This window comes from Prosthecobacter sp. (assembly GCF_046154365.1).
Lineage (GTDB): Bacteria > Verrucomicrobiota > Verrucomicrobiia > Verrucomicrobiales > Verrucomicrobiaceae > Prosthecobacter.
This window is the reverse complement of sequence record NZ_JBJXFV010000177.1, coordinates 1-11,095: the sequence shown is the minus strand read 5'-3', so window position 1 is coordinate 11,095 and position 11,095 is coordinate 1. Positions and strand designations below refer to the sequence as shown.

Below are 11,095 nucleotides of genomic sequence, written 5' to 3'. Positions count from 1 at the left end.
TAAGGGAATCGTGGGCACGCAGCGGCTCAGTCCAACAGCAGTGTATCCGACCAGAAGGCGGGCCACGCGCCACCCGGAAAACGAGCCTTGTTTCCGCCTCCTGCTCGGATACACTGCTTAATGTTCGCCCAAGAACCTGAGTCCCCTTCCATGAACAATCTACTAGATGCATTTCAGGCCGCTCTACTCGACGATCCCAACGCAGGAAAAGTTAGCAACGACGACCCTGCTATTCAGTTTGCCTTCGAGATTCAAGGGGGCTTCACCATCGGACAGGTTCTGGCGCACTCCGAGGGAGAATCGGACGAGAAGTTGAGCGCTCTTGATGACTATGGGAACTCTGTTCATGAAGTTCCTCTGAGTCTTACCTCACACAGTTTCAGCTTTCACTTCTTCGATCAGACGATTGCACTACCGTATGACAAGCCCTCCATACGCATCCCATTGTTGGTGGAATGCATCACCGGCATTGTAGCGCTGAAGATCATTCCTCGCCTAAAGGAGACTGGCACCGATCCAGAGTCCGCTGATGAACTCTTGAAGTTGCCCTTTTATCGGTTTTTCTACTCCAAAGAAGGCGGCTCTTGGGCGGTGACATTCGACACATGGAGTCAGAACGCAACATAGCCAACGGGGCGAACAAAACGGATCCAGGCAGGGGGCTCGTATGGCATCTGTCGTGTCATCGGCGCTTCCCGCTTCCCGCTTCCCGCTCGCCGTCGCCTGATCCAAAGCGTTCGCCTCAAAAGAATATGAAAGCTAAAGCATTGATCCTGATAGCACTCGGTGTTGCAATTTGCCAAGAAGCTGTTGCAGACCATCCAATTCCCCCGAACAGCAAAGCGCGTTGGGACTATCGTGGACCGCCACACACCATTACCCGCGACTCTTTTGCCAAGCTCTTCTCATGCAAAACCTATGAGGAACTACGCGACGCCTTGATAGCTGCCATTGAAGACTTGGAACACGAGGCCGACGATTCTACACCTCTGTATGTAGCAAGCGATTGCCACCTGGCGTTGATTCGCACGTATTACCTGTTGGGTGACAGCCAGAATGCAGACCGGTTGCTGGCCCAATACTCGTCCGTCAATCGCGATTCCAAGGGTAGGCTAGATTTGTCCAAGGAGCCCATGGGGCCCCTCCCAATCTTGAAGCCAGCGGCAAGCAACGCAGCGCCTGATGCACGCAAGCCAACTCGGGCAGGCGAACAAGACGGTGGGGGACAACCGGCCACCCGCGCCAAGTCGAAATGATGTCCACGACTATGACCCTTAATCGCCCGTTGGAGGTGCGCCGACGGTAGCCGGTGCCACACCTTGAGCGGAAACCTTCCATTTGACGCCGTTTAGGAAACGGATCACCCTTTCCCATGACTGTTTCTGATTTATCCCCGGATGCTCTGGGGCGGCTGGAGGCGAAGCTGGTCGCGGACCTGGAGATGGTCCGAAAGGTGCGGGCGCTGCTGGAGGAGCATCGGCCGCTGCTGTCGGCCAGCCCGCCAATGGTGACCGTAAGCGGGACTGCCGCGCCAGCTCCCACGCTGCCGAGTCAGCCTCCGGCCCCAGCGGAGCCGCAGAAGCCCTATGACGAGATCCTCCTGGACTGCCTGGTGCAGATGCCCGAGGGCGGTTTCGCCCCGCAGGAGTTCAAGCGGGCGATTTACAAGGTGACGCGGAACTTCCCGGATGGCAGCACGGTGAAGACCTTTCTCAACCGAGCGATCCGGCAGGGGAAGGTGGTCATTGCCGAAGCACGGACGGGCCGGAACGGCAGTCTCTACCGCTGCACCCTTCCCCGCCCCGCTCCGGCAGAATCCCCGCCCGCCAGCGCCGATTTCCCGGCTGTTTCCGCTGAACCTTCTCCAGCCAAAACGGAATAGAGGCCTCGAACTCGCCCTTTCCCGATGATTTCGCCCCTTTTCCGGGTGGAATGCACCGTTTAACCTGCTCACTCTTCCAATTATCCTGCGGACCGAGCTAATTAACTCGCCGGTTAATTCAATTATCCGGCCAAGCATTCCGTTCCTGCATCCCGCCTACCAGTTTAACCGGCTCCATAATCTCATTATCTGGCTGGATAAACCGATTAACCAGCCACATGAACGGGTTAATCCACCGGATAAATGGATTACCCGGCCCGTTTAATGGACAAATCCGACCAGTAAACGGCCCAACCATGCCCTTAAATGGACTGCTGCCTGCGGAGAATCAGCTCAATGCGCTGTCGCAGCAGCCGTTTGGGGGACGGAAGTGATTTGATCAGGTCTGTGCAGTACTCCCGTCGCTCTCAATGGTGAACTTGGCCCGGCAGATCAGAGACGGCTGCGCAGTTCATTGAGGACGGCGGTGCTGAGTCGGAACGTGGTGGCCTGCAAACGTGTCACCGCACTCTCGAAATCTACCAAGCCTGCATGTGCGGCAGCGAGCAGAACGCCAGCGGTGCCAGTTCTGACCAGGCCGAGGGCATCGCAGAGCTTGCGCCCGTCTTTGTCATCCATGATCAGCAGGGCATCCTTGCGGTGCTGCCATGCCAGCGAGATGGCGGCGGCCTCGCCTGCGTCCACACCGCCGGTTTCCGGCAGCAGCGGCACCGGATCTGGAACGACGAGGAACCAACTGTCCGTGCGGGTGAACCATGGGGCCAATGCGCCAGGGGAATGCGGATGGCAGCATTCCTGACGCACCGTTTCAGGAATGACGATCTGACCGTACATCTGGTGCAGCAGTTCCAGTTCGCCGATCTCCGCCAATGCAGACAAGGGCGAGGCATCCGAAATGATGATCATTGCCGGGCAATCGTGAAGGCGGCAGCGGTCTCCGCATCCCGGAGCACTTCATCCGCCGACAGTCCCGGCCACACGCCGCGCCTAGAGAGCAGCGCCTGCGCCTCCCAGCGCGACTCAAGCCCTAGAAATTTGCGCACCTGCTCAAGACTCAGCGCGTTGAGCTGATATGCCTCTGCGGCAAAAGCCTCCAAGGCCGCACGGGCTGGATTGCCCATTTTCGCGGTCAATTCACCCGAAAATTCATCCGGGATGTCGAGGGTCAGAATCATGGTGGATATTATCACACCCTCCCCCGTCAGCAAGGGGGCGCATGACCACCAGCATCCCCCGAGATCAACGGCGCAGCTTCTTCTTCAAGCGCATCCAGGTCGGCACGTCGAGGTCTTCGCCTTGAACGATGGAGGGTTCGGTGTCCTTGAAGCGGCCACGGTCTTCCTCGCCGAGGCTGAAGGTCTGCTGCTCGGTGGCAGCGGGCTTGCGGGCGATGATGGTGTTGGTGGCGTTGATGGTGGTCGTCGTGGGAGCTTCGAAGGTGAGCAGCTCGTCCTGCGGCGGAGCGGTCTCGGTCTGCAGGGTGACGCTGCGGGCGACGACGGCGGCGAGGCTGGATTCTTTGCCACGGGTGGCATCGGCGAGTTCCTTGGCAACCAGCGTGCGCACGGGGATGCGGGCGGTTTCGGGCGTGGCGGCGATGATGGGGGTGGCAGGCTCTTCGAAGACCGGATCTTCCGATGCGAGCACTGGCTGCTCGACGGTTTCCGGCACTTCTGCTTCGGCATGCGTGTCATTCACGAGGAAGGGCTCACCGGCAGACACGACCGCGATTTCCTCGGCCTTGAAGAGCAGATCGGCAGGCGCTTGGACCGGCGGAGCATAGGGCGAGGGGGCTTTCTTCGCAGGCGCTTCGCGTTTCGGTGCCGGGGCGGGCAGTTCAGCACGCGGCTGGAGCATTTCGGACGGCGGGGCGGCAGTGGCGTGGGCATTGAGCTGCGTAAGGCCGAGCGAACTGATGAGCGTGATTGCGATGGCGTCGCCGAGCTTCGCATCGACACCGAGACCGAAGAGGATGTGCGTTTGATCGGGCACATGACGGCCAAGCTGCTTCATGACGCCTTCGACTTCGACAAGCGTGAGCGATTCGCCGCCGGCAACATGCACGAGCAGACTCTTCGTCTGATGCAGGAGGCGACCGGAGTCGATGAGCGGGCTCTTGAGCGCTTTTTTGAGCGCCTCGGTGCCGCGATTCTGACCACGGGCCTCGCCGAAGCCGAAGAGGCAGCGGCCATTGGCATTCGCGAGTGCGGAAGTGAGGTCGTCGAGGCCGAGCTTCACCAGTCCGGGTGTGATGGTGATGGTAGAAATGGCCCGCAGGCTCTGGGCGATGAGCTGATCGGCCTGATTGAAGGCTTTTTGAATGCCATCTTTGGGCAGGATGAGTTCGCCCATGCGGTTGTTTTCAAACAGCACCAAAGCATCGGCACGTTTCTGCAACAGCTCGAGCGCTTCCTCGGCCTGGGCAAGACGACGGCGGCCTTCAAAGCTGAAGGGCATGGTGGCGACGACGATGACGAGTGCACCGGTGTTTTTGGCGATCTCGGCAATCACAGGAGCCGCACCGCTGCCGGTGCCGCCGCCGAGACCGGCGCTGATGAAGATGATGTCATGACCATCGACGGCTTGGCGGATCTGCTCGCGTGAGAACAGCGCGGCTTCGCGGCCGAGATCAGGATCGCCGCCGGCACCGATGCCCTTCATGAGTTCGGCACCGAGCTGGATTTTCACGGGAGCCATCGAGTGGCCGAGCACGCGCACATCCGTGTGAGCGCAAACGAGCGTGGCTTCAACGATGCGGTCGAGCGTAATGCGATCAACGACATTGGAGCCGGCACCGCCGACGCCGACGATGCAGATGCGTGGCCCGGGTTTGTCGGTGCCGTCGCGTGACTGGGAGCGGTCGTATTCTACCATATGGGTGGGTGGTTGAGGATGAGGTCTGTGAACTTAAAGAATGACGGTGGAGAGGAGTTCCTGCATGCGCCGGCCGAGGCGTTTCAGCGGGGAGAGAAAGGGTTTCTCGCTGTCCAGGATCTGCGCATAACGAATGAGGCCAATGGGCGCGGAGTACTGCGGATTTTCGAACGTGGCAGTGATGCCGCTGACGGGGGCGGAACCAGCGCGGGTGACTTTGATGCCAAACACTTCGCGGGCCACCACGTCAACGCCTTTCATCATGCTAACGCCACCGGTGAGATACACGCCTGCACCTAGACGGCCGAGGTGCTCCTCCACCCGCACGCGCACCTGGATGAGGATTTCCTTGGTGCGCAGGTGCATGACTTCATTCAGGAAGGCGCGTTCGACTTCGCCGAGGATCAAACCCGTGTCGTCCTCGATGCTGAGCATCTCGCCATCCGGAACTTCGTCATACAAGACGCTGCCTTCTTCGACCTTGAGCCGCTCGGCACGGCCGTTCGGGATTTGCAGCGCCATGGAGACGTCATTCGTGATGTGATCGCCACCCAGCGGCACGCAGCCGGAGGCGGTGATCATGCCGTCTTCATATAAGACGTAATCACAGGTGCCGGCACCGAAGTCGATCATGAGGGAGCCTTGCATCTTGGCCTCACGAGTGAGCACGACCTGTGCCGCCGCGACGGGATTGAACACCACGTCCTCCACTTCGAGCGGAATCTCACGCACACAGCGGATGGCATTCTGCACGCGGCCACGCACGCCATGAATGATGTGGTAATCCGCCTCCAGCACGCGGCCTTCACGGCCAATCGGCTGCCGCACGGCCTCCTGGCCATCGACAATGTACTGCCGTGTGACGCTGTGCAAAAAAACGTTCGACTGCGGGATGGAGACGCTGCGGGCGATCTCCTTCGCCTCCTCGACATCGTCCTCGGTGATCTCGGTTTGATCATCCGGCAGACGATGGCGGCCACGATTGTTGAGGCTCTCGATGTGAGCGCCGGTGACGCCGAGGAAAACATTGCGGATCATCACATCGCTGCGGTCTTCGGCCCGCACGAGGGCGTCGTTCACGCAGGTCTGCACCTTTTCAAAATCGACGATCTCGCCTTTGCGCACGCCGCGTGATGGTGCCTGGCCGACACCGAGGATCTTGATGGCACCGTCACGTTTCGCCTCGCCCACGACGACGCAGATTTTATGCGTTCCGATTTCGAGTCCTGCGTAGATCGTGCTTTTGGCCATGGCGGTTCAGGGGGGGGTGGAGGCGGTGTCTGCCAGGGTAAGACCGGTGACATCCGGCGGGGCGTGAAAGGTGGCGGGCGTGTTGATGCGCGAGAGCAGGTTCAGCGTGGCGACGCGCCATTTACGCTCACGGGCCTCGTGCATGAAGCGGTCGTAGCGTGCGAGCTGCGGATCAAGATCATCGACACCGAAGGTGATCTTCGCATTGCCGGCGAAATGCGCGACGAGCGACCACGCATTCGGGATTTCGATCAGTTCCAGCACGGTGCGGTCATCGTCATCGCGGCTTTGAAGCTTCTCCATCAAACGCAGCGCCGCATGCACTTGAATGTCAGGCACCGGTTTGCCAGGAAATGCTTCGCTGAGTCCCGGGAAGCGCAGCTTCGGCAGCGCGAGGTATTCCTTGGTGATGACATCACAGGGGACCGGCGCACCTTCGGCATCCATCAGGCAGCCTTTGCCGCTCAATGGTTCAAAGAGCTTCTGTTTTGGACATTCAATCCACGCCACCGGAATGCGCTGCACCACATCAAGCGTGAGCTTGCCGTGGTAGTCGCGCTGAATCACGGCGGACTTCACTTGCGGCAGGCGCTCGATCTTGGCGCGCACTTCGCGCAGGTTCATCGTGAGCAGGTTCGTGTCCTCCGTCAGTCCGGTGGCGGCCACGATCTGCTGGCGCGTGAGTGTGCCTGCGGTGTTCACCACGACGCTCTTGAGCAGGAACTGCGAGTTCTTTTCCAGCGCCTCATCCCACGTCACCCAGCACAGACCGATGCCGATCATCACCACGATCATCCACATCGCCGTGCGGAAGCCCTGACGGCGGCGCTCCACGGCCTCATGCTCGCGAATCACCGGCGATTCCGGTTCGTAGTCGATGACGTGGGTGTTCACGCCCTTGCGCTTGGAAGAGGAGCGCTTGGCTGGTTTTTTTGAGCCTTTCTTCGCGGCGGACATGACAGGCGAACGCACATGCCAGAGACGGGAACTGGCAAAACAGGTGCTTAATAGTCCTTAAATAAAGGATTCTCAGTCCGATTGCCATAATTATTCGCGAAAAAATGCGGCTCATGTATTCACAGCCGGAGCGGTTGTTCACAAACCGCCTTGGCCGAGCCTCACTTCCGCACGACCCAGATGTTGCGATAGCGCACCGGATTGCCGTGGTTTTGCAGGTAGATCGGGCCGGGCGTGTTCTCCTCCTTCTTCGGTGCGGAAGTGGTCGCGCCGGGCAATTCCTGATTCTCGTGAATCACGACGCCGTTGTGTTTGACGGTGATCTTGGCATTCGCGGTCTTCTTGCCTTCCGCGTCGTATTTCGCGGCGGTGAAATCGACATCGTAAGTCTGCCACGTCAGCGGCGGCAGGCACATGTTCACCTTGGGCACGGCGATCTTGTAAAGACCGCCGCATTCGTTGTCTTTGCCTTCGAGCGCGAAGCTGTCGAGCATCTGCACCTCGTAGCGGCCTTGCAGGTAGAGTCCGCTGTTCCCACGGCCCTGACCGCGTGCCGCAGGCATGTACGGCAGCATGAACTCCACATGCAGGCTGCAATCACCGAACGTGTCCTCGCTCGTGATGCCCTCCATGAGAGCGCCGATGGGTTCATCGACGCGAGAATTGGGAAAGCGGTTCTCGCCTTTGCCATCGAACAGCACCACCGCATTCTCCGGCGGCAAAGCGCCGAGCGTGGGCGAGCTGCGGCTCGTGCGGTTCAGTTCCATCACGCGCACGCCGTCGGCGGTGTTGGTGACGAGGATGCTCTGGCCGCTCACTTCAGCCTTCAACGTGCCGTCCTTGACCGTGAAGATCGCCGTCTTCTCGCCTTCACCACGCTGACCGTTGGTTTTCGTCACCGTGGAGCGATCACCATCCCAACCGGCCCCCGGCAGCCCTCCCGGATAACTGACCGCCTCAAACTTGCCACCGCCCTGCGCCCAAATCTGCACACCATAGCTCTTGCCATCGAGCTGGCCGGTGTATTCGCCCTGAATCGCAAAATCGTCGTCGGTGTGAGCTGGATCGGTGTAAGCCTTGGCTGGTGGCGGCTTGGGTGCGGCGGATTGCTGGGCGTGGACGACGGTGGCGAGCAGGAGGGCGGTGAGGATGAGGCGCATGGTGGAGGGCTGGGATGGCCGCAAAGAAACGCAGCATCTGCAACAATCTGCGCTTAAATTTTGCGGTAACGCCAATGCTCAAGTGTCGCTCTCGGACTCCACCGCAGACCACTCGACACGCGCATACACGTCACGCAGGGCGAGTTTGATGCCGAGTTCATCCAGCGTGATGATGGCAGCTTCGCCCTCAACGATTTCAGGCCACCACTGATTGGAGCGGCGGTAGATCGTCGCCTTCATGCTCGTCTGTTCGAGGGTTATATATACCTCCAGGGAGGGCAGACCTTGGTAAGCGGTGAGTTTTTCGCGCGTGTCGATGCGACGGGTGGATTTGGAGAGGACTTCGACCAGCAACTTCGGCGCGGTGCGGTGCTGCGGGTTGCGGTCAGCCTTGTCGCAGATGACCATGACATCCGGGAAGTAGCCGAGCTTGTCGAGGCCGGACTCGATGCGCAGCAGCATGTCGGCCATGAACGGCTCACACGGCTTGCCTTTGAGCGCCTGCCTGAGTTCGAAGAAAGCATCGCCAGCGATGCGGTTGTGATCGTCTGTGGCACCGGCCATCGCATAGATCTGCCCGTTGACGTATTCGAGCTTCTCCTTGCTGGCGGCCAGGCGCTGCAAGTACTGCTCCCAGGTAATGACGGGCGAAGGCGGCGGCAGGAGCTTCAAGGCAGCGGACATGGTGGGAAGGTATCGACTTCGAGGAGTTACGTCAATGGTTCTGTACGGCATGAACTCCGTTGCGGCGCATGGCTCCAATCCTGTGCTTCAGGACGCTTTGCAGTCGCACAACGGGCGTTTTCATGTTCTATCCAGCGCCCCATGCCCGCCACCGTCATCACTAACATCTCCTGCTATCAATTCGCCGCGCTCTCGGAGCTCAAGGCGCTGCGGCAGCGCCTGTTGGATCAATGCAAGGCCTGTGGACTCAAAGGAACGATCTTGCTGAGCACCGAAGGCATCAACATGTTCGTCGCCGGCATCCGCGAGCATGTGGATGCGCTCGTCGCGGAATTGCACGCCATTCCGGGGCTGGAGGGCCTCAAGCCGAAGTACAGCGAGAGTGCCGAGCAGCCGTTCCGCCGCATGCTGGTGCGCATCAAGAAAGAGATCATCGCCTTTGGCGTGGAGGGCATCGAACCCGCGAAGTACACCTCACCGCGACTGGAGCCAAAGGTGCTCAAGCAATGGCTCGACGAAGGCCGCCCCATCATCCTCTACGACACCCGCAACGACTACGAAGTGAAGCTGGGCACCTTCAAAGGCGCTGTGGTCGCGGGCATTGACTCCTTCCGCGATTTTCCGGCAGCAGTGGCCAAATTACCGCCGGAGATGAAGCACGCGCAGGTCGTGTCCTTCTGCACCGGCGGCATCCGCTGTGAAAAAGCCGCTCCCTTCATGGAGCGCGAGGGCTTTGAGCAGGTGTGGCAGCTTGAGGGCGGCATCTTGAAGTACTTCGAGGAATGCGGCAGCGCGCATTACGACGGCGAGCTGTTTGTGTTCGACCAACGTGTCGGCGTCGATCCCGGACTGCATGAGACCGCCTCCTCCCAGTGTTTCGTCTGCCAGACACCGCTCACCGCCGAGGAGCAGGCCGATCCTCGCTACGTGGAGCATGTGTCTTGCCCCTACTGCTTCAAAACCACCGAGCAGCAGCAGCGTGAGCAGATCGCCCAACGCCACGCCGCCATCCTTGCCGCCGTCACGCCACTGCCGGGCAGCAGGCCTTATGATCAAACGCGTCCACTGAATGTGCCCGAAGCCTGCGATCACGGCACCATTCTCGACTGCCTCTGCCACGTCATGCCCCACATCCCGCGTGAGCAATGGCTCGCCGTGTGTGAGGAGGGCCGCATCGTCACGGATGACCAAGTCATCGTGCCCGCGCATCAAATCGTCAGGGCTGGAGAACGCTACTTGCACCTCAAGCCCGCGCAGCGTGAGCCAGACGTGAATGCGGACATCCGCGTGCTGTTTGAAGACGAAGCCATCATCGTGCTGAACAAACCTGCGCCGCTGCCGGTGCATGTCGGCGGTCGGTTCAATCGCAACACGCTACAATTCATTCTCAACACCGTCTGGCATCCGCTCAAGCCGCGAAGTGTGCACCGCCTGGATGCGAATACGACCGGCGTCACCGTGCTGTGCAAGACCCGCCACTTCGCCAGCCAGGTGCAGCCGCAGTTTGAGCGTGGCGAGGTCGGAAAAGTCTATCTCGCCCGTGTGAAAGGCCATCCGCAGCAGGATGAATTCACCTGCGATGCCCCCGTCAGTGCGGAGGCGGGGAAGCTCGGCGGACGGCATGTGGTGATGCGTGGGCAGGTTGGCGATTCTCCAGAAAGTGCTCAGTGCTCAGTGCTCAGTGCTGACGCCGATCCAACTGAGCACTTCGCACTGAGCACTTCGCCCAGCGGCAACGCCACAAATGCAGCGCTCTTGTCACAGACGGCTGAGGAACACGGACTGCCAGCCCGCACCGAGTTCCGCGTGCTCCAGCGCCATGCCGACGGCACCGCCCTGCTCGAAGCCCGCCCGCTCACCGGTCGCACCAATCAGATCCGCATCCATCTCTGGCATCTCGGCTTCCCCATTCTCGGCGACGCCGCGTATCTGGCCGATGGCGAGATCGGCGAGACGCAAACACTGGCCGTGGTTGATCCGCCGCTATGCCTGCATGCCCTGCGCATCGCCTTCACCCATCCGCTGACCAAGGAAAATGTGACCTTTGAAGCCGAGCGGCCCGTGTGGGCGCATGCCGATTGAGTTGAAGTCGAAACTACAAAAACGGTGAACGAATTAGATTCGTCCGCAGTTTAGTGCGGTTAAACAACGCTCGGGTGCTACCCAAATCCCATGAACGAAAAACTTTCTCCATCGTTTATTTAGCGTCTCCAGCACGCTACCGACGCTAGCGTCAATGCCGTTAAGCAATCCTGCAACGAACGCCGAACTGGCCCCTCACCTAACC

Annotated in this window: 11 protein-coding genes; 4 read left to right on the top strand and 7 right to left on the bottom strand. The window is 60.1% G+C overall.

All coding sequences use genetic code 11. The annotated features are described in order from the left end of the window. Positions 1-150 precede the first annotated feature (150 nt). The 3 genes from ACKVY0_RS22675 (at position 151) to ACKVY0_RS22665 (ending at position 1,882) form a co-directional block, all read left to right on the top strand. Positions 151-627, top strand: coding sequence for a hypothetical protein (locus ACKVY0_RS22675; RefSeq protein ID WP_409217136.1), 477 nt, complete (start codon positions 151-153; stop codon positions 625-627). 125 nt (positions 628-752) lie between these two features. Continuing rightward, on the top strand, positions 753-1,256 hold the full coding sequence (locus ACKVY0_RS22670) for a hypothetical protein (RefSeq protein ID WP_409217135.1): 504 nt from the start codon (positions 753-755) through the stop codon (positions 1,254-1,256). 116 nt (positions 1,257-1,372) lie between these two features. Beyond that, the gene (locus tag ACKVY0_RS22665; protein WP_409217134.1) at positions 1,373-1,882 is read left to right on the top strand and encodes a hypothetical protein; all 510 of its coding nucleotides are present in this window, start codon (positions 1,373-1,375) and stop codon (positions 1,880-1,882) included. Between the two features lie 432 nt (positions 1,883-2,314). On the opposite strand, the gene ACKVY0_RS22660 is transcribed toward ACKVY0_RS22665, so the two are convergent. From ACKVY0_RS22660 to ACKVY0_RS22630, 7 genes are all read right to left on the bottom strand, one after another. Then, positions 2,315-2,788: a DUF3368 domain-containing protein gene (locus ACKVY0_RS22660; protein WP_409217133.1), complete on the bottom strand. Its 474-nt coding sequence runs from the start codon at positions 2,786-2,788 to the stop codon at positions 2,315-2,317. After that, positions 2,785-3,057 carry a UPF0175 family protein gene (locus ACKVY0_RS22655; protein WP_409217132.1) on the bottom strand — a complete coding sequence of 91 codons (273 nt, stop codon included), beginning with the start codon at positions 3,055-3,057 and terminating at the stop codon, positions 2,785-2,787. Before ACKVY0_RS22655 ends, ACKVY0_RS22660 begins: the two co-directional genes overlap by 4 nt. Before the next feature lie 64 nt (positions 3,058-3,121). Next, positions 3,122-4,756: a hypothetical protein gene (locus ACKVY0_RS22650; RefSeq protein ID WP_409217131.1), complete on the bottom strand. Its 1,635-nt coding sequence runs from the start codon at positions 4,754-4,756 to the stop codon at positions 3,122-3,124. Between the two features lie 33 nt (positions 4,757-4,789). Further along, positions 4,790-6,007 carry a cell division protein FtsA gene (ftsA, locus tag ACKVY0_RS22645; RefSeq protein WP_409217130.1) on the bottom strand — a complete coding sequence of 406 codons (1,218 nt, stop codon included), beginning with the start codon at positions 6,005-6,007 and terminating at the stop codon, positions 4,790-4,792. A gap of 6 nt (positions 6,008-6,013) precedes the next feature. Beyond that, positions 6,014-6,964, bottom strand: a complete 951-nt coding sequence (locus tag ACKVY0_RS22640) for a cell division protein FtsQ/DivIB (protein ID WP_409217129.1) — start codon at positions 6,962-6,964, stop codon at positions 6,014-6,016. Positions 6,965-7,125: 161 nt separating this feature from the next. After that, complete coding sequence (locus tag ACKVY0_RS22635; RefSeq protein ID WP_409217128.1) at positions 7,126-8,124, bottom strand: DUF1080 domain-containing protein; 999 nt, start codon at positions 8,122-8,124, stop codon at positions 7,126-7,128. A gap of 78 nt (positions 8,125-8,202) precedes the next feature. Next, on the bottom strand, positions 8,203-8,808 hold the full coding sequence (locus ACKVY0_RS22630; RefSeq protein WP_409217127.1) for a Uma2 family endonuclease: 606 nt from the start codon (positions 8,806-8,808) through the stop codon (positions 8,203-8,205). Positions 8,809-8,949: 141 nt separating this feature from the next. Here ACKVY0_RS22630 and ACKVY0_RS22625 point away from each other — a divergent pair, with 141 nt between their 5' ends. Then, complete coding sequence (locus ACKVY0_RS22625; RefSeq protein ID WP_409217126.1) at positions 8,950-10,890, top strand: pseudouridine synthase; 1,941 nt, start codon at positions 8,950-8,952, stop codon at positions 10,888-10,890. Positions 10,891-11,095: the final 205 nt, after the last annotated feature.

Excerpts from the sequence above, each read along its gene's own strand:
- ACKVY0_RS22675 (WP_409217136.1), top strand. The coding sequence starts at position 151 with ATGAACAATCTACTAGATGCATTTCAGGCCGCTCTACTCGACGATCCC.
- ACKVY0_RS22670 (WP_409217135.1), top strand. The coding sequence starts at position 753 with ATGAAAGCTAAAGCATTGATCCTGATAGCACTCGGTGTTGCAATTTGC.
- ACKVY0_RS22665 (WP_409217134.1), top strand. The coding sequence starts at position 1,373 with ATGACTGTTTCTGATTTATCCCCGGATGCTCTGGGGCGGCTGGAGGCG.
- ACKVY0_RS22660 (WP_409217133.1), bottom strand. The coding sequence starts at position 2,788 with ATGATCATCATTTCGGATGCCTCGCCCTTGTCTGCATTGGCGGAGATC.
- ACKVY0_RS22655 (WP_409217132.1), bottom strand. The coding sequence starts at position 3,057 with ATGATTCTGACCCTCGACATCCCGGATGAATTTTCGGGTGAATTGACC.
- ACKVY0_RS22650 (WP_409217131.1), bottom strand. The coding sequence starts at position 4,756 with ATGGTAGAATACGACCGCTCCCAGTCACGCGACGGCACCGACAAACCC.
- ftsA (WP_409217130.1), bottom strand. The coding sequence starts at position 6,007 with ATGGCCAAAAGCACGATCTACGCAGGACTCGAAATCGGAACGCATAAA.
- ACKVY0_RS22640 (WP_409217129.1), bottom strand. The coding sequence starts at position 6,964 with ATGTCCGCCGCGAAGAAAGGCTCAAAAAAACCAGCCAAGCGCTCCTCT.
- ACKVY0_RS22635 (WP_409217128.1), bottom strand. The coding sequence starts at position 8,124 with ATGCGCCTCATCCTCACCGCCCTCCTGCTCGCCACCGTCGTCCACGCC.
- ACKVY0_RS22630 (WP_409217127.1), bottom strand. The coding sequence starts at position 8,808 with ATGTCCGCTGCCTTGAAGCTCCTGCCGCCGCCTTCGCCCGTCATTACC.
- ACKVY0_RS22625 (WP_409217126.1), top strand. The coding sequence starts at position 8,950 with ATGCCCGCCACCGTCATCACTAACATCTCCTGCTATCAATTCGCCGCG.